This window comes from Pseudomonas sp. MYb118 (assembly GCF_040947875.1).
In the GTDB taxonomy this organism is placed as follows: Bacteria; Pseudomonadota; Gammaproteobacteria; order Pseudomonadales; family Pseudomonadaceae; genus Aquipseudomonas.
The window spans coordinates 2,849,904-2,872,027 of sequence record NZ_JBFRXN010000002.1 but is presented as its reverse complement, the minus strand read 5'-3'; the positions used below and the strand labels follow the sequence as shown (position 1 = coordinate 2,872,027).

At 61.5% G+C, this 22,124-nt stretch carries 19 protein-coding genes and 2 pseudogenes; 3 read left to right on the top strand and 18 right to left on the bottom strand.

From position 1 onward, the window contains the following. Positions 1-4: 4 nt before the first annotated feature. The 5 genes and pseudogenes from ABVN20_RS18945 to ABVN20_RS18925 form a co-directional block, all read right to left on the bottom strand. Positions 5-123, bottom strand: a pseudogene (locus ABVN20_RS18945) (integrase); the annotation flags it as partial. Between the two features lie 307 nt (positions 124-430). Then, the gene (guaA, locus tag ABVN20_RS18940) at positions 431-2,008 is read right to left on the bottom strand and encodes a glutamine-hydrolyzing GMP synthase (protein WP_368557220.1); all 1,578 of its coding nucleotides are present in this window, start codon (positions 2,006-2,008) and stop codon (positions 431-433) included. 90 nt (positions 2,009-2,098) lie between these two features. Next, positions 2,099-3,568 carry an IMP dehydrogenase gene (guaB, locus tag ABVN20_RS18935; protein ID WP_368557219.1) on the bottom strand — a complete coding sequence of 490 codons (1,470 nt, stop codon included), beginning with the start codon at positions 3,566-3,568 and terminating at the stop codon, positions 2,099-2,101. Between the two features lie 128 nt (positions 3,569-3,696). After that, positions 3,697-4,245: a sugar ABC transporter ATPase gene (locus tag ABVN20_RS18930; protein ID WP_368557218.1), complete on the bottom strand. Its 549-nt coding sequence runs from the start codon at positions 4,243-4,245 to the stop codon at positions 3,697-3,699. Positions 4,246-4,415: 170 nt separating this feature from the next. Beyond that, the gene (locus tag ABVN20_RS18925) at positions 4,416-5,183 is read right to left on the bottom strand and encodes a sulfite exporter TauE/SafE family protein (RefSeq protein ID WP_368557217.1); all 768 of its coding nucleotides are present in this window, start codon (positions 5,181-5,183) and stop codon (positions 4,416-4,418) included. Between the two features lie 184 nt (positions 5,184-5,367). Here ABVN20_RS18925 and xseA point away from each other — a divergent pair, with 184 nt between their 5' ends. The 3 genes from xseA (at position 5,368) to leuA (ending at position 9,709) form a co-directional block, all read left to right on the top strand. Beyond that, positions 5,368-6,747: an exodeoxyribonuclease VII large subunit gene (xseA, locus tag ABVN20_RS18920; RefSeq protein ID WP_368557216.1), complete on the top strand. Its 1,380-nt coding sequence runs from the start codon at positions 5,368-5,370 to the stop codon at positions 6,745-6,747. A gap of 3 nt (positions 6,748-6,750) precedes the next feature. After that, the gene (locus ABVN20_RS18915; RefSeq protein ID WP_368557215.1) at positions 6,751-7,572 is read left to right on the top strand and encodes a peptidoglycan DD-metalloendopeptidase family protein; all 822 of its coding nucleotides are present in this window, start codon (positions 6,751-6,753) and stop codon (positions 7,570-7,572) included. A gap of 457 nt (positions 7,573-8,029) precedes the next feature. Beyond that, a complete protein-coding gene (leuA, locus tag ABVN20_RS18910) occupies positions 8,030-9,709 on the top strand; it encodes a 2-isopropylmalate synthase (protein WP_368557214.1) in 1,680 nt (559 codons plus the stop codon). Between the two features lie 184 nt (positions 9,710-9,893). Here the strand turns inward: leuA and ABVN20_RS18905 are convergent, their stop codons facing one another. From ABVN20_RS18905 to fdx, 13 genes and pseudogenes are all read right to left on the bottom strand, one after another. Next, entirely contained in the window at positions 9,894-10,685 is a 792-nt protein-coding gene (locus ABVN20_RS18905) for an amidohydrolase (protein WP_368557213.1), read from the bottom strand. Then, the gene (locus ABVN20_RS18900; RefSeq protein WP_368557212.1) at positions 10,673-11,821 is read right to left on the bottom strand and encodes a pyridoxal phosphate-dependent aminotransferase; all 1,149 of its coding nucleotides are present in this window, start codon (positions 11,819-11,821) and stop codon (positions 10,673-10,675) included. The genes ABVN20_RS18905 and ABVN20_RS18900 overlap by 13 nt, the downstream gene beginning before the upstream one ends. A 213-nt stretch (positions 11,822-12,034) precedes the next feature. After that, positions 12,035-13,507: a ribosome biogenesis GTPase Der gene (gene der, locus ABVN20_RS18895; RefSeq protein ID WP_368557211.1), complete on the bottom strand. Its 1,473-nt coding sequence runs from the start codon at positions 13,505-13,507 to the stop codon at positions 12,035-12,037. A gap of 265 nt (positions 13,508-13,772) precedes the next feature. Further along, positions 13,773-14,924 (bottom strand): outer membrane protein assembly factor BamB, encoded by a 1,152-nt coding sequence (bamB, locus tag ABVN20_RS18890; RefSeq protein WP_368557210.1) that lies wholly within the window; start codon positions 14,922-14,924, stop codon positions 13,773-13,775. After that, the gene (locus ABVN20_RS18885; protein ID WP_368557209.1) at positions 14,917-15,558 is read right to left on the bottom strand and encodes a YfgM family protein; all 642 of its coding nucleotides are present in this window, start codon (positions 15,556-15,558) and stop codon (positions 14,917-14,919) included. The genes bamB and ABVN20_RS18885 overlap by 8 nt, the downstream gene beginning before the upstream one ends. A 42-nt stretch (positions 15,559-15,600) precedes the next feature. After that, positions 15,601-16,890, bottom strand: coding sequence for a histidine--tRNA ligase (hisS, locus tag ABVN20_RS18880; protein WP_368557208.1), 1,290 nt, complete (start codon positions 16,888-16,890; stop codon positions 15,601-15,603). Positions 16,891-16,922: 32 nt separating this feature from the next. Next, a complete protein-coding gene (gene ispG, locus ABVN20_RS18875; RefSeq protein ID WP_368557207.1) occupies positions 16,923-18,032 on the bottom strand; it encodes a flavodoxin-dependent (E)-4-hydroxy-3-methylbut-2-enyl-diphosphate synthase in 1,110 nt (369 codons plus the stop codon). 3 nt (positions 18,033-18,035) lie between these two features. Then, positions 18,036-19,106 (bottom strand): RodZ domain-containing protein, encoded by a 1,071-nt coding sequence (locus ABVN20_RS18870; RefSeq protein ID WP_368557206.1) that lies wholly within the window; start codon positions 19,104-19,106, stop codon positions 18,036-18,038. Continuing rightward, the gene (pilW, locus tag ABVN20_RS18865) at positions 19,106-19,864 is read right to left on the bottom strand and encodes a type IV pilus biogenesis/stability protein PilW (RefSeq protein WP_368557205.1); all 759 of its coding nucleotides are present in this window, start codon (positions 19,862-19,864) and stop codon (positions 19,106-19,108) included. The genes ABVN20_RS18870 and pilW overlap by 1 nt, the downstream gene beginning before the upstream one ends. A gap of 15 nt (positions 19,865-19,879) precedes the next feature. Then, positions 19,880-21,023 (bottom strand): annotated as a pseudogene (gene rlmN / locus ABVN20_RS18860) (23S rRNA (adenine(2503)-C(2))-methyltransferase RlmN). Positions 21,024-21,052: 29 nt separating this feature from the next. Next, complete coding sequence (ndk, locus tag ABVN20_RS18855) at positions 21,053-21,478, bottom strand: nucleoside-diphosphate kinase (RefSeq protein WP_368557204.1); 426 nt, start codon at positions 21,476-21,478, stop codon at positions 21,053-21,055. An 88-nt stretch (positions 21,479-21,566) separates the two neighbouring features. After that, positions 21,567-21,767, bottom strand: coding sequence for a Fe-S cluster assembly protein IscX (gene iscX, locus ABVN20_RS18850; protein WP_368557203.1), 201 nt, complete (start codon positions 21,765-21,767; stop codon positions 21,567-21,569). Between the two features lie 14 nt (positions 21,768-21,781). Beyond that, positions 21,782-22,123 (bottom strand): ISC system 2Fe-2S type ferredoxin, encoded by a 342-nt coding sequence (gene fdx, locus ABVN20_RS18845; RefSeq protein WP_368557202.1) that lies wholly within the window; start codon positions 22,121-22,123, stop codon positions 21,782-21,784. Position 22,124 lies beyond the last annotated feature (1 nt).

The following is a 22,124-nucleotide window of genomic DNA, read 5'->3' as shown; positions in this document are numbered from 1 at the left end:
ATATGTTGTAGCGAAATGAGATGGGACCTGCAGCGGTGACGGCCACGTACAACCCGTCACGATCGTTCACCTGTAGAGTTTTTCTTTCGGTTTGAGGTTACGCAGCTTGGTATCATTAAGCATGGCAGTCGCGGATTCCACGTAAAAAATACCATGCTCAGAAAATCACTCATACACCACGTTAAAACCCAATAAAACCGGGCGAAGCATGAGATTTGATACCATGCCCTTACCTACTAAGGCGACATGGTATCGAGCACCAAGCACGGCATTGGGCTCAGTTAATGCACCGTACCATGCCACACAAACACGGTGCTTGGCATGCACAGAGCTGCCAGAAATTGCCAGACCCAAAAAGCCGAAAGCCCGCAGTTACGCGGGCTTCAGGGTGTTTCTTACTAGTTGATGCCGGTCAGTGCCGGACATCCAATCACTCCCACTCAATCGTCGCCGGCGGCTTGCTCGACACGTCATACGTTACGCGCGAGATGCCTTCGATTTCGTTGATGATACGGCCGCTGACGGTTTCCAGCAGTTCGTATGGCAGGTGGGCCCAGCGGGCGGTCATGAAGTCGATGGTTTCCACGGCACGCAGGGCCACGACCCAGGCGTAACGACGGCCGTCGCCGACCACGCCGACCGATTTCACTGGCTGGAACACCACGAACGCCTGGCTGACCTTGTGGTACCAGTCGGCCTTGCGCAGTTCTTCGATGAAGATGTGGTCGGCGCGACGCAGCAGGTCGGCGTATTCCTTCTTCACTTCACCGAGGATGCGCACGCCCAGGCCCGGGCCCGGGAATGGGTGACGGTAGACCATGTCGTACGGCAGGCCCAGTTCCAGGCCCAGACGACGGACTTCGTCCTTGAACAGTTCGCGCAGTGGCTCGACCAGTTTCAGGTTCATCTCTTCCGGCAGGCCGCCCACGTTGTGGTGCGACTTGATCACGTGGGCCTTGCCGCTTTTCGCGCCAGCCGACTCGATCACGTCCGGGTAGATGGTGCCCTGGGCCAGGTACTTGATGTTGTCCAGCTTGCAGGATTCGGCATCGAACACGTCGATGAAGGTACGGCCGATGATCTTGCGCTTCTTCTCCGGGTCGGCTTCGCCGGCCAGGTTGTTGAGGAACTGGTCTTCAGCGTTGGCGCGGATCACCTTGACGCCCATGTTCTCGGCGAACATGGCCATCACTTGCTCACCTTCGTGCAGACGCAGCAGGCCGTTGTCGACGAAGACGCAGGTCAGCTGGTCGCCGATGGCCTTGTGCAGCAGCGCGGCAACCACCGAGGAGTCGACACCGCCGGACAGACCCAGCAGCACGTTGTCGGTGCCGACCTGGGCGCGCACCTGGGCGATGGCGTCTTCAGCGATTTTCGATGGGGTCCACAGGGCTTCGCAGCCGCAGATGTCGAGGACGAAACGCGACAGGATGCGACCGCCCTGCTTGGTGTGGGTCACTTCCGGGTGGAACTGCACGCCGTAGTAAGCGCGCTCGTCGCTGAACATGCCGGCGATCGGGCAGCTCGGGGTGCTGGCCAGGATGTGGAAGTCGCCAGGCATTTTGGTGACCTTGTCACCGTGGCTCATCCACACGTCCAGGCCGAACAGGCCGTCGGCGTCGACGTGGTCTTCGATGCCGTCGAGCAGGCGGCTCTTGCCGACCACGTCGACACGGGCGTAGCCGAACTCACGCAGCTCGGAACCTTCGACCTTGCCACCCAGTTGCTCGGCCATGGTCTGCATGCCGTAGCAGATACCGAAGACCGGTACGCCCAGGTCCCAGACCGCCTGTGGCGCGCGCGGGCTGTCGGCCACGTGTACCGACTCCGGGCCGCCGGCGAGGATGATCCCCTTCGGCGCGAATTCGCGGATCGCTTCGTCGTCCATGTCGAACGGATGCAGTTCGCAGTACACGCCGATTTCACGCACGCGGCGGGCGATCAGCTGGGTGTACTGGGAACCGAAGTCGAGGATCAGGATGCGGTGAGCGTGAATATCGAGGGCCATGATTCAGTCTCGTCTAAGTCATTCAGATGATTCAGAAACAACTCGGGGCTGAATAAAACAGCCCCGGTCGTTAACTTTTTGCTGGAAGGCTCAACCTACGCGGTAGTTTGGCGCTTCCTTGGTGATCTGTACGTCGTGTACGTGGGACTCGGCCATGCCAGCGCCGGTGATCCGCACGAATTCAGGGATGGTGCGCATCTGCTCGATGTTGGCGCTACCGGTGTAGCCCATCGAGGAACGCAGGCCGCCCATCAACTGGTGGATGATCGCGCTCAGGGTGCCCTTGTAAGGCACACGGCCTTCGATGCCTTCCGGAACCAGTTTCTCGGCGCCGGCCGAGGAGTCCTGGAAGTAACGGTCGGAGGAGCCTTGAGCCTGGGACATGGCGCCCAGCGAACCCATGCCACGGTAAGCCTTGTACGAACGGCCCTGGAACAGTTCGATTTCGCCCGGCGCCTCTTCGGTACCGGCGAACATCGAGCCCATCATCACGCAGGAAGCACCGGCTACGATGGCCTTGGACAGGTCACCGGAGAAACGGATGCCGCCGTCGGCGATCAACGGCACGCCGGTGCCTTCGAGGGCAGCGGCGACGTTAGCGATGGCACTGATTTGCGGGACGCCGACACCGGCGACGATACGGGTGGTGCAGATCGAGCCAGGGCCGATACCGACCTTGACCGCGTCAGCGCCCGCTTCGGCCAGGGCCTTGGCGGCAGCGCCGGTGGCGATGTTGCCGCCGATGACCTGCACTTCAGGGAAGTTCTCTTTGACCCAGCGAACGCGGTCGATCACGCCCTTGGAGTGACCGTGTGCGGTGTCGACCACCACCACGTCCACGCCGGCATTGACCAGGGCGGCAACGCGGTCACCGGTGTCTTTACCGGTACCGACGGCAGCGCCTACGCGCAGGCGACCTTGGTCGTCCTTGCTGGCCAGCGGGTAAGCCTTGGCTTTTTCGATGTCGTTGACGGTCATCATGCCCTTGAGGGCGAACTTGTCGTCGACGATCAGTACGCGTTCGATGCGGTGCTTGTGCAGCAGCTCGCGAACGTCGTTCTTGTTCGCGCCTTCCTTAACCGTGACCAGACGCTCTTTGGGCGTCATCACGTCGCGGACGCTGGCGTCCAGGCGGCTTTCGAAACGCACGTCACGGGAAGTGACGATGCCGACCAGGTCGCCATCGTGCAGCACCGGAACGCCGGAAATGTTGTGCAGGCGGGTCAGTTCGAACAGGTCACGTACCGTGGCGTCTGCCTCGATGGTGATCGGATCCTTGACGACACCGGCTTCGAACTTCTTGACCTTGCGCACTTCGGCAGCTTGCTGCTCGATGGTCATGTTCTTGTGGATAATGCCGATACCACCTTCCTGAGCCATGGCGATTGCCAGACGGGCTTCAGTGACGGTGTCCATGGCGGCAGAAACCAGAGGAATGTTCAGCTCGATGCCACGGGTAAGGCGGGTTTTCAGACTGACTTCGTTAGGAAGCACCTCGGAATAACCGGGCACGAGGAGAATGTCGTCGAATGTCAGAGCTTCTTGGCTGATACGCAGCATCGCGGGGGCTCCCGAGCGGGAAAATGGAAGCGCGCCATTATAGACAGACACCCCGCGCGGTTCAATGTAAAACTCTGTCTATGAGCGATGCGGTGATCGACGGAGCTTTTCCCCGGCAAAAGCGCCGGCTAAAGCTCGACCCTGACGCAACTGACGGGCTGGTCCAGCCAATCGGCAAACTCGTCGAGAAAGGCCTGCTTGAACCCGGCCTCGGCCCAGTTGTTGAAGATGAAACCGAGGTTGGAAAACCCGCATTCCTGCAGGAACAGGAACCCGTTGATGTCGTCTTCATGGCCGCATTCGGGGCAGGTGAAGTTGTCGGTGCGCCCCGGCATCCAGTCTTCCAGGCTTTCGAACAGCGCTTCGCCGACCTCCTGGCGACATTCGGCGCAGCCCGCCTCCCCCAGAAAACCCTTGGCTGGCGTATAGATGCAGCGCTTGGTGATGATCTCCAGGCCATTGATCGGCTCGCCGAATGGCAGCGCCTCGGGGTGCAGCACCACCGCCCGCGCACCCTCGGCGATGGCATGGCCCATGCGGTTGCCGGTGCGCCCGCAGGTGCTCAGTTGCTCCTCGACGATGTTCTTGCGCACCAGCCAGCGCACGATCGCCCGGGCCCGGGGTTCGTGGACCGGCAGGGTGGAGATTTTCGGGACGATGATGCTTTGGGAGTTCATGGGGTGAGCCTGCACAAATACTGAAAATACCGCTTCCCCTGTAGGAGCGAGCTTGCTCGCGATGGCGGTGGGTCAGTCAAAGATGTGCTGGCTGATCCACCGCATCGCGAGCAAGCTCGCTCCTACAGAGTAAAAAGATGGCCGGCAGCTTAATCCCTGACACCCACAGGTCAAGTGCTCAGGTACCGCCCGATCAAGGCAATCCCGCTGGCCAGCACCAGCCAGGTGACCAGCCGCACGAACGCCTCGCGGGACAGGCGCATGGTCAGCCGCCGGCCGATCCACAAACCCAGCGCCATGGCCGGCAGCAAGCACACCGCCAACACCAACAAGCGTAGCTCGGCATACACGCCCGCGACGACGAACAGGCTCAGGCGCACCACCGTGCTGCAACTGATCAGGGCGCTCTGGGTCGCCCGCGCGGCGTCCTTCGACAAGCGGCTGTTGAGGTAGATCGCATAGAGAAAGCCGCCACTGCCGAACAACGCGCCAAACATCCCGCCCACGGTGCCCATCGGCACCGCCCACGCCGCAGAAAGCTGGCTCGGACGGCTTTTCACCCACAGGCTGTAGATCGCATAGGCGCTGATGAACAGCCCCATCAACAGCAGCAACACATCGGAATGCAGGTTGAGCAGGAAAATCACCCCCAGCGTACAGCCGATCGCCATGCACGGCAGCAGCCTGAGCAACTCCGACCGCGCCACATCCCGGCGCGAGGGCAACAGGTTGCCGAACGCCGCAATGAAATCCAGCAGCACCAGCAGCGGCACGATTTTCGACAGCGGCATGAACAGGATCAGGATCGGCCCGGCCACCAGCGCGGTGCCGAAACCGGCGATGCCGAACACGATGTAGGCCAGGGCAATGCCCAGGCCGATCACCAGCCAGTCCGTCAGGCCGAAGGGCCATTGCTGTAACAGTTCGAACAGATTCATTGGGTGTCTTCCTTGAGTTCGGCGCCTACTGTACCCGTTCACCGAATCCTGTAGGAGCGAGCTTGCTCGCGATGGGTTGTGTCAGCCAATACATCATTCGCCTGATACATCGCCATCGCGAGCAAGCTCGCTCCTACAGGATTTGCGTTAGCCTCGGATCGGCGAAAGCCTTTAAACTGCGCCCATGATTAAAGATCCCTTTGCAAGACTCGGCCTTGACCGGGAAGTCCTGACTGTCAGCCAGCTCAACGGCCGCGCGCGGGTGTTGCTCGAAGACGTGTTCAGCAATATCTGGGTCGAAGGCGAAATCTCCAACCTCGCCCGCCCGGCGTCCGGCCATGTGTATTTCACCCTCAAGGACAGCGGCGCCCAGGTGCGCTGCGCCCTGTTCCGCCAGAACGCCCAGCGCGTGCGCCAGGCGTTGAAGGATGGCCTGGCGGTGAAGGTGCGCGGCAAGGTTTCGCTGTTCGAAGGGCGTGGCGACTATCAGTTGATCCTCGACACCGTCGAGCCTGCCGGTGACGGCGCGCTGCGCCTGGCCTTCGATGCCCTGAAGGAAAAACTCAGCGCCGAAGGCCTGTTCAGCGCCGAACGCAAGGTGCCGCTGCCGGCGCACCCGCAACGCATCGGCATCATCAGCTCGCCCACCGGCGCGGTGATCCGCGACATCATCAGCGTGTTCCGCCGCCGTGCGCCGCAAGTGCAACTGACGCTGATCCCCACCGCCGTGCAGGGTCGCGAAGCCACCGCGCAGATCGTCCGCGCCCTAAAGCTGGCGGACGCCCGCGGTTTCGACGCCTTGATCCTGGCCCGTGGCGGCGGTTCGCTGGAAGACCTCTGGTGCTTCAACGAAGAAGCCGTGGCGCGTGCGGTGGATGCCTGCGTGACGCCGATCGTCAGCGCCGTCGGCCACGAAACCGACGTGTCGATCAGCGACTTCGTCGCCGACGTTCGCGCCCCGACGCCATCAGCCGCCGCCGAACTGCTGGCCCCGGACTCCAGCGACCTGGTGCGCCGGGTCGAAAGCCTGCATCGCCGGCTGGTGATGCGCATGCGTGACCGCCTGATGCGCGACCGCCTGCGCCTGGAAGGCATTTCGCGCCGCCTGCGTCACCCCGGCGAACGCCTGCGCCAACAGGCCCAGCGCCTGGATGACCTGGACATGCGCATGCGCCGCGCGTTCGAACGCAGCCTCAACACCCGGCGCGAACGGCTGATCCGCCTGGAAACCCGCCTCGCCGGGCAGCACCCGGGACGCCAGTTGGCGATGTTGCGCCAGCGCCTGGACAGCCTCGCCGAACGCCTGCCTCGAGCCATGCGCGAAGGGCTCAAGGACCGTCGCCAGCAGTTGCACGCGCAGATGCAGACGTTGCACGTGGTCAGCCCGCTGGCGACCCTGGGCCGTGGCTACAGCATTCTGCTGGATGAACGCGGCAACGCGATTCGCAACGCCGCGCAAACCCACAACGGCCAGCGTCTGAAAGCCAAGCTCGGCGAAGGCGAACTGCAAGTGCGGGTCGAAGACAACCACCTGACGCCCGTCACCCTTTCTTTACTGGACTGATCCATGCCGCGTTTTTTCGCTTCGCTGCTGTTGTTGTGCCTGACATTCAACGCCCATGCCGACAGCTACATCACCCGCCTGTTGAACAAACCGGTGCCCGGCGGCGTGGCCGTGATCGACCTGGGCAGCGCCGCGCAGGCGCCGACCGCTTCCTACCAGGGCAAGCCGGTGCTGGTGGTCAAGGAACAGAATAATTGGCGCGCCATCGTCGGTGTGCCGTTGACGGTCAAGCCAGGCGTGCAGTCGATCAGCAGCGGCGGTCGTACTCTGAACTTCAGCGTCGGCAGCAAGAAGTACCCGGAACAGCGCATCACCCTGAAAAACACCCAGCAGGTCAACCCGGACCAGAGCAACCTCAAGCGCATCGAGCGCGAGCTGGCCGAGCAGATCGCCGCCTACCGCACCTTCAGCCCCAATACCCCGAGCAACCTGCTGCTGGACAAGCCGGTCAACGGCCCGCTGTCGAGCAAGTTCGGCGTACGTCGCTTCTTCAACGGTGAAGAACGCAACCCGCACTCGGGCCTGGATTTCGCCGTGCCCGCTGGCACACCGATCAAGACCCCGGCCGCTGGCAAGGTGATCCTCATCGGCAATTACTTCTTCAACGGCCAAACCGTGTTCGTCGACCATGGGCAGGGCTTCATCAGCATGTTCTGCCACATGTCGAAGATCGACGTGAAGGTCGGCCAGCAGTTGGCCCGAGGGGCTGTGGTGGGCAAGGTCGGTGCCACCGGGCGGGCGACCGGGCCGCATATGCATTGGAATGTCAGCCTGAATGATGCGCGGGTGGATCCGGCGATTTTTATTGGGGCGTTTCAGCCTTAGTTTTTTGTTGAGGCAAAAGATCGCGAGCAGGCTCGCTCCCACAGTGATCAGCGTTGAACGCTGATTTTGTGTACACCCGCCCCCTCCCCTGTGGGAGCGAGCCTGCTCGCGATAGGCCTTGAACTTCCCCCAAAAACTCAAATTGCGGACGCCAGATCATCAGCGCAATCATCCCCGCCCCAAACCCACCAAGCCGCGATAAAATCGCGACAAAAACCGAAAAAGCAGAACTTCTCCCAATTTTTTCGCACTGCTTGCCATCCTTTCCCCTCGCGGTTAGGGTTGAAGGCATGAAAACCTCTCACACCCTCATTCAGCTTCGCCAGCACCGCAGCCTGTGCCTCGTCAGCGCACGACTGCCGGGCTGAATCGCGTCGCCTCGTCCCCCGCTTTTCCCCAAGAACAGTTCCAACCGGCAGGCCGCCTCTTTTCGGCCCACACAATAAGGATTCTCCCGATGAGCATGCTCAAAGACCCGTCTTCGAAATACCGCGCGTTCCCGGCCATCGACCTCCCGGACCGTACCTGGCCGTCGAAAACCATCACCGAGGTGCCGATCTGGTGCAGCTCCGACCTGCGTGACGGCAACCAGTCGCTGATCGAACCGATGGACTCGGCGAAGAAACTGCGCTTCTGGAAGACCCTGGTACAGGTCGGCGTGAAGGAAATCGAGGCGTCGTTCCCGGCTGCTTCGCAAACCGACTTCGACTTCGTGCGTACCCTGATCGAAGACGGCCACATCCCGGACGACACCACCATCCAGGTGCTGACCCAGGGCCGTGAAGACCTGATCGCGCGTACCTTCGAATCCCTGCGTGGGGCGAAGAAAGCCATCGTTCACCTGTACAACGCCACCTCCCCTTCCTTCCGTCGCATCGTCTTCAACCAGGACAAGGACGGCATCAAGGAAATCGCCGTGAGCGCGGCCAAGCTGTTCGTCAAATACGCCGCCCAGCAGCCGGAAACCGAGTGGACGTTCGAATACTCGCCAGAAACCTTCAGCGCCACCGAGCTGGAATTCGCCAAAGAAGTCTGCGACGCGGTGATCGAAGTGTGGAACCCGACGCCTGAGCACAAGATGATCCTCAACCTGCCGGCCACCGTCGAATGCGCTACCCCGAACGTGTATGCCGACCAGATCGAATGGTTCGGCCGTCACATCAACCGTCGTGACAGCGTGATCATCAGCCTGCACACCCACAACGACCGTGGCACCGGCGTTGCCGCCACCGAGCTGGGCCTGATGGCCGGCGCCGACCGCGTCGAAGGCTGCCTGTTCGGCAATGGCGAGCGCACCGGTAACGTCGACCTGGTCACCGTGGCACTGAACATGTACACCCAGGGCCTGAACCCTGAGCTGGACTTCTCCGACATCGACGGTGTGCGCAAAGTCGTCGAAGAGTGCAACCAGATCCAGGTGCACCCACGTCACCCGTACGTCGGCGACCTGGTTCACACCGCGTTCTCCGGCTCGCACCAGGACGCCATCCGCAAGGGCTTCGCCCAGCAGAAACCGGACGCCCTGTGGGAAGTGCCATACCTGCCGATCGACCCGGCCGACATCGGCCGCAGCTACGAGGCGGTGATTCGCGTCAACAGCCAGTCGGGCAAGGGCGGTATCGCCTATCTGCTGGAAGCGGAATACGGCATCAGCTTGCCGCGTCGCATGCAGATCGAGTTCAGCCAGGTCGTGCAGCGTGAAACCGATCGCCTGGGCCTGGAAATGACCGCCCAGCAGATCCACGCCTTGCTGCACAGCGAGTACTTGCAGGCCAACAATCCGTACGCGCTGGTCAGCCATCGTCTGCAGGAAGAAAACGGTCACAGCGCTGTGGAAGTGGAAGTGTCGAGCAAGGGCCAGGGCGAGACCAACCTGCACTGGCGCGGCAAGGGCAACGGCGCCCTGGAAGCCCTGGTGGCCGGCCTGCCGGTACCGGTGGAAATCATGGACTACAACGAACACGCCATTGGCGCGGGCACCAACGCCAAGGCAGCGGCCTACATCGAACTGCGGGTCAATGGTGAGCGTGCGGTGCATGGCGTTGGCATCGACGAAAACATCACCACCGCCAGCTTCAAGGCACTGTTCAGCGCGCTGAACCGTTCGCTGAGCCAGACTGAGGCGAAAGCGGCGTAAGCAGTCGCTGTAATGCAAAAGGCCCCTGGGTGTGAACCTTGGGGCCTTTTTGTTGGGCTGTATTTTTGGGGTGATGCTGATGGCCCCATCGCGGGCAAGCCCGCTCCCACAGGTTATGTGAACACCTTGTATCCCTGTGGGAGCGGGCTTGCCCGCGATGGCAGCCTGTCAGGCAACCAGAATCTCAGGTGAACTCAAAGGTATCGGCATCCAGGTTCGCCGGAAACCGTGTCCGGTACGCCTGCAACTGCGCCGCATCCAGCACCACCTTGAACACCCCGTCGGCATCACCGGCGCTGAGCAGGGTCTCGCCCTGGAAGTCCAGCACCTGGCTGTCGCCGGTGTAGGCAAAGCCCTTGCCGTCGGTGCCAATGCGGTTCACCGCCGCCACGTAACACAGGTTTTCGATCGCCCGGGCCGGCAGCAAGCGGTTCCAATGCTGACGCCGCGCGCCTGGCCAGTTCGCCGTGTACAGCAACAGGTCGGTGTCCTGGGCGTCGCGGCTCCACACCGGGAAGCGCAGGTCGTAGCAGATCAGCGGTCGCACCCGCCAGCCCTTGAGCTCGAACTGCACCTGGCGCTCGCCCGGGGTGTAGTGGTTGTGCTCGCCTGCCATGCGGAACAGATGGCGCTTGTCGTAGTGCCAGACTTCGCCGTCCGGGCGTGCCCACAACAGGCGATTGCGATGGCTGCCATCGGCGGCCTGCACGATCACGCTGCCGGTAATCACCGCATCGAGCCTGGCGGCCTGGGCACGCAGCCATTTGCTGGTGGGGCCGTTCTCCGGCTCGGCGAGGGTTTCCGATTCCATGGAAAAACCGGTGGTGAACATCTCCGGCAGGATGATCAGGTCTGCACCGCGAGCCTGCTCCAGCAGCGGCTCGAAGTGTTCCAGGTTGGCCTGGCGGTCATGCCAGGCGAGGCTGGTCTGGATCAGCGCGATGTTCAGGTTGGGCAATGCACTCAGATCACGCATAGTTTTGCCGCTGCTTCACGCAGGGTCTCCTCACGCTTGGCGAAGCACAGGCGCACCAGGCGCTGGCCTTGCGGTGGCGTCTGGTAGAACACCGAGATCGGGATGCTCGCCACGCCATGTTCGCGGGTCATCCACAGGGACATCTCGACGTCATTGAGGTCCGGGCGGATCTGCGAGTAATCGACCAACTGGAAATAGGTGCCGGTCACCCGGTTGAAGTTGAAACGCGAAGGCGCCAGCAGATCACAGAACAGGTCGCGCTTGGCCTGGTAGAAACCGGGCAACTCGTCGATGTGTTCCGGGTGCTCGGCCATGAAGTCGGCCAGGGCGAACTGCAACGGCGTCACGCCGCAGAAGCTCACGTACTGATGGACCTTGCGCAGCTCCGCGGTCAGGGCCGGTGGCGCGACCACGTAGCCGGTTTTCCAGCCGGTGACGTGGTAGGTCTTGCCGAACGAGCTGACCACGAAGGCGCGCTGGTACAGCTCTTCATGGTTCAACACGCTGACGTGGGGCACGCCATCGAACACCAGATGTTCGTAGACTTCGTCGCTGACCAAGTAGATGTCGCGATCGCGAATCAGCGCCGCCAACTGGTCCAGCTCGGCACGGCTGATCAGCGCGCCACTCGGGTTGTGCGGCGTGTTCAGCACGATCATCCGGGTGCGCGGGGTGATGGCCGACGCGAGTCGTTCAAAGTCGATGGAAAAATCATCCAGCCCAAGCTGCACGTGCACGCAGCGGCCACCGGCCAATTCCACCGACGGCTCGTAGCTGTCGTAGGCGGGGTCGAACACGATCACTTCGTCGCCGCTGTGGATAACCGCCTGGATCGCGCAGAAGATGGCCTGGGTCGCGCCAGGGGTGATGGTCACTTCGTGGTCGGCATCCACCGCCACGCCATAGCTGCGAGCGATCTTGGCCGCGACCTGCTGGCGCAGCGCCGGCAAGCCGGTCATCGGCGAATACTGGTTGTGGCCCTGGGCAATGTGCCGCCCGACCGCATCGCACAAGGCCTGCGGTGCATCGAAATCGGGAAAACCCTGGGACAGGTTGATCGCCCCGGTTTGCGCCGCGAGCTGAGACATCTGCGTGAAAATAGTGACGCCGACATTCGGCAGCTTACTGGTGATCATCGGTGGTTCCCTGCTCTACACCCGGCTCTGACGCGGCGCGGGAGAGCCCGAGGATAGCCCATACGGCGCCCATAAAAAAAGGGCGCACAGGGCACCCTTTTTTCCAACTAGCCCCTGTAGGAGCGAGCTTGCTCGCGATAGCGCCTTCTGGTCCAACATCAGTGTGTCAGACAAATAGCCATCGCGGGCAAGCCCGCTCCTACAGGTGGAATATCAGCGCTTGTCGCGGCGCTTCTTCTCGGCCTTCTTGTGGTGCGACATCAAGCGACGCTTCTTGTTGACCTGGCGGTCGGTCAGCGTGTTCTTGTTGCCTTCGTACGGGTTCTCGCCGCCCTTGAACTCGATGCGGATCGGCGTACCGACCAGCTTGAGGACACGGCGGTAAGTGTTTTCCAGGTAACGCACGTAAGACTTCGGCACCTTCTCGATCTGGTTACCGTGAATCACGATGATCGGCGGGTTCGCGCCACCCAGGTGGGCATAACGCAGCTTGATCCGGCGACCGTTGACCATCGGCGGCTGGTGCTCGCTGACGGCGTCTTCGAGGATCTGGGTCAGGCGGCTGGTCGGCCAGCGGGTGACCGCCGACTTGAACGAGTTCTGCACCGAACCGTAGAGGTTGCCCACGCCGGTGCCGTGCAGCGCCGAAATGAAGTGGATGTCGGCGAAGTCGACGAAGAACAGCCGGCGTTCCAGCTCGGTCTTCACGTAATCACGTTCGCCCGGAGTCATGCCGTCCCACTTGTTCAGGGCGATGACCATGGCGCGACCGGCCTCCAGGGCGAAGCCCAGCAGGTTGAGGTCGTGGTCCACCACACCTTCGCGGGCGTCCATGACGAAGATCACCACGTTGGCGTCTTTGATCGCCTGCAGGGTTTTGACCACCGAGAACTTTTCGACTTCCTCGTGGATCTTGCCGCGCTTGCGCACACCGGCGGTGTCGATCAGCGTGTACTTCTCTTCGTTACGCTCGAAGGGAATGTAGATGCTGTCGCGGGTGGTACCGGGCTGGTCATAGACGATCACGCGGTCTTCACCGAGCATACGGTTGACCAGGGTCGACTTGCCGACGTTCGGGCGACCGATGATGGCGATCTTGATGCCATCTTTTTCGCTCGGGCCAGGAATGCGCTTGGCTTCTTCGCCCTCAGCGACTTCTTCCTCTTCCTCGCCTTCTGCCGGCTCGTCTTCGTCCTTGGCGAAATTGCCCAGTGCCACTTCCAGCAACTGGGTAATACCACGGCCGTGGGCACCGGCGATCGGAATCGCGTCACCCATGCCCAGCGGGGCGAATTCGGCGCGGGCCATTTCCGGGTCGATGTTGTCGACCTTGTTCGCGACCACGTGGGAGCGCTTGTTACGCTTGCGCAAGTGCTCGGCGATCATCTGGTCGGCGGCGGTGAAACCGGCCTTGGCGTCTACCAGGAACAGGACAACGTCCGCTTCTTCAATGGCGAGCAGCGACTGCTCGGCCATTTTTTCGTCCATACCGTGCTCGTCACCGGAGATACCGCCGGTGTCGATCAGAATGTAGGAACGCCCTTGCCACTTGGCCTCACCGTACTGGCGGTCGCGGGTCAGACCGGACAAGTCGCCGACGATGGCGTCGCGAGTCCTGGTCAGGCGGTTGAACAAGGTGGACTTGCCGACGTTCGGTCGACCCACCAGGGCGATTACGGGAACCATGCGGCTCTCCACTTCGTTATTTCAGAAAATACAAAAGCCGCTGCTAGGCAGCGGCTGGTGCTCGAGGGCTTCCCTGGCACGTCTGCGATCCCTGCACCTGTAGGAGCGAGCTTGCTCGCGATGAACGCACAGACACCGCGTTCATCCAGGACGCCAGCATTATCTTGACGTCCATCGCGAGCAAGCTCGCTCCTACAGTGACAGTTACAGCTACAGTCGTGCCGACAGGTATAGCCGCCTGGGGTATCACCCCCAAGCATAGTTGTTACTTGATGGACAGGGCTTCCAGTTTGCCGCTGTTGCCATACACATAAATCATGTTGTCGACCACCAGCGGACGGGCACGCAGGCCGTCGCTGTCGATACGCTCACGGCCGACGAAACGACCGTCCACCTGGCTCAGCAGGTGCAGGTAACCTTCCAGGTCACCGACGGCAACGTAGCTGGAGAACACTTCTGGCGCCGACAACTGACGGCGGGCCAGAGCGTCGTTGCTCCACAGTGCGGTGGTCGAACGCTCGTCGATGCCCTCAACGGTGCCCGACGACAGGCTCACGTACACGTTGCCGAAACCCTGGGCGACACCGGCATAGCTGGAAGCATCACGCTGCCAGAGCTGACGACCGCTTTCCAGGTCCAGTGCCGCAACGCGGCCCTGGTAGCTGGCGACGTACAGGGTTTCACCGGACAGCAGCAAGCCACCGTCGATGTCGACCACACGCTCCAGTTCCGAACGACCTTGCGGGATCGCGACCCGTTGTTCCCACACCGGCACGCCGTTGGAGATGTCCAGGGCGACTACTTTACCGGTCGACAGACCTGCCACCGCCATGCGGTTGGTGACGATTGGCGCACTGGTGCCGCGCAGGGTCAGAACCGCCGGGGTGCTGTCATACAACCAGCGCTGGTTGCCGGTGGCAGCGTCCAGGCCGATCAGGCGATCGTCCTGGGTCTGGACGACGACCACATCACCGTTGTTGGCCGGCGGTGCGAGTACTTCGCTGGACACGCGAGCGCGCCATTTCTCTTCACCGTTGACCGAATCCAGCGCAACGATCTCGCCCTTGGTCGTACCGATCAGGAGCAGACCATAACCCACGCCAACGGCACCGGACACCGGCAATTCGAGGTCTTTCTTCCAGATGACATCGCCATTCATGCGATTCATCGCCTCCACCACGCCAGTGACGTCGGCGGCGTAGATGGTGCTGCCTTCGATCGCCGGAACCAGCATGTTGTAGGTTTCGCCCTGACCGTCACCGATCGAGCGGCTCCACTGCTTCTGCAGAACCACTTCTTCCTTGAAGTCAGTCAGTTCGGCCGGTGGCAATTCTTTCTTGCTGTTGCTGCTGCAACCCGCGGCCATAATGGCCAGAGCCAGCAATGCTGCATGTTTCCAACGGATCACGTCACGCATCCCCTTTGGCCAGGTCGTCCAGCTTGATTTGTAGGCCACCGACTGCCGCTTCATCCGACAGTGCCGCCTTGGCTTTTTGATACGCCGTGTTCGCTTCGTCGGTACGACCCAGCTGCACCAGCAGGTCGCCCTTGAGTTCTTCGCGAGTGGCCAGGAACGCCTTGTCGGCATCGCCTTCGAGCAGTTTCAGGGCTTCATCGGCCTTGTTCTGCGCCCCCAGCACCTGGGCCAGGCGCTGACGGGCGATTTCACCCAGTGCAGCATTGGCCGGCTTGGCGACGATGGCTTTCAGCTCGCTGGCAGCGTCGTCCAGCTTGCCGCTGTCGACCGCGACTTTCGCCACGAACAGGCTGCCGTACTGCGCGTAGGCGCTGCCGCCGAACTCGCTGTTGAGCTTGCCGGCCAGGTCCGAAACACGCGCCGCATCCGGCTTGCCGTCAGGCGTCAGCGTGGTTTCGAGCAATTGCTGATAGAGCATCGAGGCGCCTTGCGACTGGTTGCCCTGATACTTCTGGAACGCCTGCCAGCCGAATACGATGACCAGCGCCAACAGGCCGCCAGTGACCAGGGGCTTGCCGTTGCGTGACCACCATTCCTTCAAATCCGCCAGCTGTTCGTCTTCGGTACTCGACACCCCAATACTCCTTAATCGCTAAATCGGCTGTTTAAGACAGCTTCAACCCTGCACGACGCAGGTGGCCAGGTGTGCAGCAAGCGCATCCCAGGCAATGCTTTGTTGTTCGCCCTGGCCACGCAGGGGTTTGAAACCTACCACTTGCTGAGCCATTTCGTCGTCACCGAGGATCAGTGCATACAGCGCACCGCTCTTGTCGGCTTTCTTGAACTGGCTCTTGAAACTGCCGGCGCCGGCATTCACTTGCAGGCGCAGGTTGGGCAACTGGTCACGCACCTGCTCGGCCAGTTTCAGGCCGGCCAGTTCGGCTTCTTCACCGAAGGCGCACAGGTAGACGTCGACCTGGCGGGAGATCTCTTGCGGGATCTGCTCCAGGGTTTCGAGCAGCAGCACCAGGCGCTCGATGCCCATGGCGAAACCGACACCCGGCGTCGGCTTGCCGCCCATCTGCTCGACCAGGCCGTCGTAGCGGCCACCGGCGCACACGGTGCCCTGGGCGCCGAGCTTGTCGGTGACCCATTCGAAAACGGTCTTGCTGTAGTAATCCAGCCCGCGCACCAGCTTGGGGTTGATCACGTACGGAATGCCGGCGGCGTCCAGGCGAGCCTTGAGGCCCTCGAAGTGCGTGCGGGACTCGTCGTCCAGGTAGTCGGCCATTTTCGGCGCGTCGACCAGGATCGCCTGCGTGTCGGCGTTCTTGGTGTCCAATACGCGCAGCGGGTTGGTCTTCAGACGGCGCTGGCTGTCTTCGTCGAGCTTGTCCATGTGCTGCGAGAGGAACGCCACCAGGGCTTCGCGGTAACGCGCACGGGACTCGCTGGTGCCCAGGCTGTTGAGCTCGAGCTTGACTGCATCACGGATGCCCAGCTCGCCCCACAGGCGCCAGGTCAATACGATCAGCTCGGCGTCGATGTCCGGACCGTCGAGGTTGAACACCTCCACACCGATCTGGTGGAACTGGCGATAGCGGCCTTTCTGCGGGCGCTCGTGGCGGAACATCGGGCCGATGTACCAGAGTTTCTGCACCTGGCCACCGCCGGTGATGCCGTGCTCGAGCACCGCACGCACGCAGGCCGCCGTGCCTTCAGGGCGCAGGGTCAGGGAATCGCCGTTGCGGTCGTCGAAGGTGTACATCTCTTTTTCGACGATGTCGGTCACTTCGCCGATCGAGCGCTTGAACAGCTCGGTGAACTCGACGATCGGCATGCGGATCTGCTTGTAACCGTAGTTATCCAGCAGGCGCGCAACGGTGCCCTCGAAGTGACGCCACAGGGGGGTCTGTTCGGGCAGGATGTCGTTCATGCCACGAATGGCTTGCAGAGACTTGCTCACTATCAATCCTTAAATTCGTTGGGCCGTGGGGCTCAGCCGCGCGCGATAACCGCAGCGTCAGCTTCGACCTTTTCGGCCGCTTTCTCGCGGATCAAGCGTTCAAGCTCATCCACCAGATTGTCATTCGTCAGTTTCTGCGACGGCTTGCCGTCGATGTAAATCAGGTTCGGCGTGCCGCCGGTCAAGCCGACATGGGCTTCCTTGGCTTCGCCCGGGCCGTTGACCACACAACCGATGACCGCCACGTCCAGCGGCACCAGCAGGTCTTCAAGGCGCCCTTCCAGCTCGTTCATGGTCTTGACCACATCGAAGTTCTGCCGCGAGCAGCTCGGGCAGGCGATGAAGTTGATGCCACGGGAACGCAGGTGCAGCGACTTGAGGATGTCGTAGCCGACTTTCACTTCCTCGACCGGGTCAGCGGCCAGGGAGATGCGGATAGTATCGCCAATCCCTTCGGCGAGCAGCATACCGAGGCCCACGGCGGATTTCACCGTGCCCGAACGCAAACCACCGGCTTCGGTGATGCCCAGGTGCAATGGTTGGACGATTTCCTTGGCCAGCAGGCGATACGCCTCCACCGCCATGAACACGTCGGACGCCTTCACGCTGACCTTGAAGTCCGGGTAGTTCAGGCGCTCCAGGTGCTCGACATGACGCAGTGCCGACTCGACCAGGGCCGCCGGGGTCGGCTCGCCGTATTTCTTTTGCAGGTCTTTTTCCAGGGAACCGGCGTTGACGCCGATGCGGATCGGGATGCCACGGTCGCGGGCGGCATCGACCACCGCACGCACGCGGTCTTCGCGACCGATGTTGCCCGGGTTGATCCGCAGGCAATCGACGCCCAGCTCGGCCACGCGCAAGGCGATGCGGTAATCGAAGTGAATGTCGGCTACCAGCGGCACCTTGACCAGTTGCTTGATCTTGCCGAAGGCCTCGGCGGCGTCCATGTCCGGCACGGACACCCGCACGATATCGACGCCGGCGGCTTCCAGGCGGTTGATCTGGGCCACGGTGGCGGCCACGTCATTGGTGTCGCTGTTGGTCATGCTCTGCACAGCGATAGGCGCATCGCCGCCCACAGGCACGTTACCCACCCAGATCTTGCGGGACTCGCGACGTTTGATTGGAGATTCGCCGTGCATGACTTATTGACCCAACTTCAGGCGAGCAGTCTCGCCACTGGTGAACGGAGTGACATCGACCGCCTGGCCGTTGTAGCTGACCTGCGCGCCACGGGCATAACCCAGGCGCACGGCGAACGGCGGCTTGCCGCTGAGGCTGACGCTGTCGCCCTTGCGCTTGAGGCCACTGAGCAGCACTTTGCCTGCGCCGTCGGTGACTTGCGTCCAGCAATCAGCGGTGAATTGCAGTTGCACCTGGCCTTGGCCGGCGGTGGTGGCAGCCGTGGTCTGGGCCGGGATGGTCGGGGTGACCGAAGCCGCCGCCGGAGGTGTGGAAACCACGGGAGCGGTCGGCGCCGGGGCCGCAGGCGCGCTGACGACCGGTGCGGCGTTGTGGGTCGGTGCTGCCGGTGCTGGCGCAGGAACTGCCGGTGCGGCTGGCGCTACCGCAGTGGCCGGGGCTGCCGGCTCGGTGGCAGGCGCAGTGGCGGTCGCGGCGTCGGCTGGCGCTTCAGCCGAAGTCTCGGCCTGCGGCAATGCCAGCGCGGTGGAATTGTCGGTCTGGGCTTCGGCGACGGCCTGGTCTTCCGGCTCGTCCAGCGGGTGGATCTGCGTGGTGCCGTCGGCGCCTTCGACTTCGACGTGCTCCGGGCTCAGGCTGATCAGGTCCTTGGTGCGCAGCGAGGTTTGATCCTGCCACCAGACGAAACCGCCGCCGATCACGGCGATTAGCAGCAACAGGCTGACGATACGCAAAATGGTGTGGGAAACCCGCACCGGCTCTTCGATACGACCCAGGGCGTGGACGTTGCTGCCCTGGGAATCGGTGCCGGTGGACTGGTCGAACTGCTGGACCAGCACGGTCTGGTCCATGCCCAGCAACTTGGCGTAGGCGCGAATATAGCCACGAGCAAAGGTGTGCCCGGGCAGCTTGTCGAATGCGCCCGCTTCAAGATTGCTCAAGGAAGTAACAGTGAGGTTGAGCTTGAGGGCCACTTCGGCCAGCGACCAGCCATTGCTTTCGCGGGCCTGGCGCAAAGTCTCACCGGGGTTAACGCGATTCGCTGCTACAACTTCAGGATGCGCCGCTTTCATCATTGCTCCGACAGGTATTGCTGATATTCCGGCGTACCGGGATAGAGTCGTTTTAGTTGCAGGCCGTAACTGGCGGCCTTGTCGCGATCTTCAAACACTTTTGCCAACCGAACGCCGAGCAATAGACTACGTGCATTTTGCTCGGTCAGCTGGCTAAAACGGTCGTAGTAGTCACGCGCGGGCACATAATGCCTGTCTTCGTAAGACAACTCAGCCATTTCCAGCAAGGCACGGGGTTGTTGTTGGTTCAAACGCAGCGCTTTATCCAGCTGCTGCTGGGCCAATTCACGCTGGCCCATCATGGAAGCGGTCATTCCCAGGTTTTCGAACACCCGCGAACGCTCAGGATACAGGGTATCGGCGGCGGCTTGTTCGAAGCGCTCGTACGCCTCTTTGAAGCGCTTCTGCTCGTAGAGGAAACTGCCGTAGTTGTTGAGGATTCGTGCGTCCTTGGGGCGAGAGGACAGCGCCTTGCGGAAATGCTCGTCGGCCAGTTCCGGCTCACGTTCGGCCTGGAACACCAGGCCCAGCGCCGCGTTGGCGTCCGGGTCCGAACTGTCGAGTTCCAGGGCCTTCTTCAGCGGCACCTTGGCCCGTTCGGTCATGCCCTGCTGCAGGTAGCCAATGCCCAGTTGCACATAGGCCACACGCGCCTCATCGCGTCCCTTGCTGGTCTTCATCGGGTTGTAGTCGCCCGACAGGACGCAGCCAGTGCAAAGACTGGCCAACAGCACAAGCAGCGCGAAGCGCAGGGACATGGAGATCCTCTCTATTTATTTCGCAGCGTTTTGCGCCATATCGCTGTCGGCGCTCGAATTCGCGCACGGCAATATAACGTTCGCTGCGACGGGTGCGATCCAGCACCTGCCCTACCAATTGACCGCAGGCGGCGTCGATGTCCTCACCACGGGTGGTGCGCACGGTGACGTTGAAGCCTGCATGATGAAGCTGATCCTGGAAACGACGAATCGCGTTGTTGCTCGGACGCTCGTAACCGGAATGCGGGAACGGGTTGAACGGGATCAGGTTGATCTTGCACGGGATGTTCTTGAGCAACTCGATCATTTCCACAGCGTGCTCAAGCTTGTCGTTGACGTCCTTGAGCAGGGTGTACTCGATGGTCAGCACGCGTTTCTCGCCCAGGGCGGACATGTAGCGCTGACAGGATTCGAGCAACATCTTAAGCGGATATTTCTTGTTGATCGGCACCAATTGGTTACGCAATGCGTCATTCGGTGCGTGCAGCGACAACGCCAGCGAGACGTCGATATGCTTGGACAGCTCATCGATCATCGGCACCACGCCGGAGGTCGACAGGGTCACGCGGCGCTTGGAAATGCCGTAGCCCAGGTCGTCCATCATCAGGTGCATGGCCGCAATGACGTTGTCGAAGTTCAGCAGCGGCTCACCCATGCCCATCATCACCACGTTGGTGATGGCACGGTCGACGGTCGCCGGGACGCTGCCAAAGGATTTGTTGGCAATCCATACCTGGCCGATGACTTCGGCGGCGGTGAGGTTGCTGTTGAAGCCTTGCTTGCCGGTGGAGCAGAAACTGCAATCCAGGGCACAGCCTGCCTGGGACGAAACGCACAAGGTGCCGCGTTTGCCCTGGGGAATGTACACGGTCTCGACGCAGCTGCCGGACGCCACACGCACCACCCATTTACGGGTGCCGTCGCTGGAGATGTCCTCGCTGACCACTTCGGGGCCGCGAACTTCAGCAACAGCCTTGAGCTTTTCGCGCAAGGCCTTGCTGACGTTCGTCATGGCGTCGAAATCATCGACGCCAAAGTGGTGAATCCATTTCATTACCTGACCGGCACGGAAACGCTTCTCCCCGATTGAGTCGAAGAATTTTTCCATTTCCGACTGGGTGAGACCCAGCAGGTTGGTTTTAACAGTCGATGTCGTCATGGATTCACCTTCACTCTTTAAGCCAATGCTTAGCGAGTGGTTACTTCGGTAGCTGCGAAGAAGTATGCGATTTCGCGAGCAGCAGCGGCTTCGGAGTCCGAACCGTGTACAGCGTTGGCGTCGATCGACTCCGCGAAGTCAGCACGGATGGTGCCGGCAGCAGCTTCTTTAGGGTTGGTAGCGCCCATCAGTTCACGGTTGCGAACGATGGCGTTTTCGCCTTCCAGAACCTGAACAACAACCGGACCGGAAGTCATGAAGGCAACCAGGTCGCCGAAGAAGCCACGAGCGCTGTGCTCAGCGTAGAAGCCTTCGGCTTCGGCTTTGGACAGTTGCTTCAGTTTCGAAGCTACAACGCGCAGGCCGGCTTTTTCGAAACGAGTGGTGATCTCGCCGATCACGTTTTTAGCAACGGCGTCAGGCTTGATGATGGAGAAAGTGCGTTGAACAGCCATGGTGTAACTCCAGAAACGATAATTTGTGAAAAATTAAACCCGCGAATTATACGCGGGTTCTTGGGTATTGCCTAACCTGCAGCGTGGCTCAGTCGCGTTCTTCGATCCAGTTGGCCTGGATGGCCTCGAGGATCTTTTCGCCACAGTGTTCAGGCTTGTCGTCGAACTCGGGCAATTCCATCACCCATTTGCGCAGATCGACGAAGTTGACCGACATTGGATCAACTTCAGGTTTGCTTTCAGCCAGCTGGATCGCGATCTCCAGCACATCAGTCCACTTCAGACTCATGAGAGTTCCTTGAATCAGTGCGGCGCTTCGGCTGCGTGGTTGAGCGAGTATTTCGGAATTTCGACAGTCAGGTCTTCAGTCCCGACGATCGCCTGGCAGGCCAGGCGCGATTGAGCTTCCAGACCCCAGGCGCGATCGAGGAAATCTTCCTCCAGCTCGTCGGCTTCTTCCAGCGAATCGAACCCTTCACGGACGATGCAGTGACAAGTGGTGCAGGCGCAGACGCCGCCACAGGCGCTTTCCATCTCGATGTGGTGTTCGTGGGCCAGATCGAGGATGGACGTACCGGGCTCAGCCTCCACAACCATGCCTTCCGGGCAAAACTTTTCGTGTGGCAGAAAAATGACCTGCGGCATC

Coding starts and splice junctions, on each gene's coding strand:
- guaA (WP_368557220.1), bottom strand. CDS start 2,008: ATGGCCCTCGATATTCACGCTCACCGCATCCTGATCCTCGACTTCGGT.
- guaB (WP_368557219.1), bottom strand. CDS start 3,568: ATGCTGCGTATCAGCCAAGAAGCTCTGACATTCGACGACATTCTCCTC.
- ABVN20_RS18930 (WP_368557218.1), bottom strand. CDS start 4,245: ATGAACTCCCAAAGCATCATCGTCCCGAAAATCTCCACCCTGCCGGTC.
- ABVN20_RS18925 (WP_368557217.1), bottom strand. CDS start 5,183: ATGAATCTGTTCGAACTGTTACAGCAATGGCCCTTCGGCCTGACGGAC.
- xseA (WP_368557216.1), top strand. CDS start 5,368: ATGATTAAAGATCCCTTTGCAAGACTCGGCCTTGACCGGGAAGTCCTG.
- ABVN20_RS18915 (WP_368557215.1), top strand. CDS start 6,751: ATGCCGCGTTTTTTCGCTTCGCTGCTGTTGTTGTGCCTGACATTCAAC.
- leuA (WP_368557214.1), top strand. CDS start 8,030: ATGAGCATGCTCAAAGACCCGTCTTCGAAATACCGCGCGTTCCCGGCC.
- ABVN20_RS18905 (WP_368557213.1), bottom strand. CDS start 10,685: ATGCGTGATCTGAGTGCATTGCCCAACCTGAACATCGCGCTGATCCAG.
- ABVN20_RS18900 (WP_368557212.1), bottom strand. CDS start 11,821: ATGATCACCAGTAAGCTGCCGAATGTCGGCGTCACTATTTTCACGCAG.
- der (WP_368557211.1), bottom strand. CDS start 13,507: ATGGTTCCCGTAATCGCCCTGGTGGGTCGACCGAACGTCGGCAAGTCC.
- bamB (WP_368557210.1), bottom strand. CDS start 14,924: ATGCGTGACGTGATCCGTTGGAAACATGCAGCATTGCTGGCTCTGGCC.
- ispG (WP_368557207.1), bottom strand. CDS start 18,032: ATGCACGGCGAATCTCCAATCAAACGTCGCGAGTCCCGCAAGATCTGG.
- ABVN20_RS18870 (WP_368557206.1), bottom strand. CDS start 19,106: ATGAAAGCGGCGCATCCTGAAGTTGTAGCAGCGAATCGCGTTAACCCC.
- pilW (WP_368557205.1), bottom strand. CDS start 19,864: ATGTCCCTGCGCTTCGCGCTGCTTGTGCTGTTGGCCAGTCTTTGCACT.
- ndk (WP_368557204.1), bottom strand. CDS start 21,478: ATGGCTGTTCAACGCACTTTCTCCATCATCAAGCCTGACGCCGTTGCT.
- iscX (WP_368557203.1), bottom strand. CDS start 21,767: ATGAGTCTGAAGTGGACTGATGTGCTGGAGATCGCGATCCAGCTGGCT.
- fdx (WP_368557202.1), bottom strand. CDS start 22,123: ATGCCGCAGGTCATTTTTCTGCCACACGAAAAGTTTTGCCCGGAAGGC.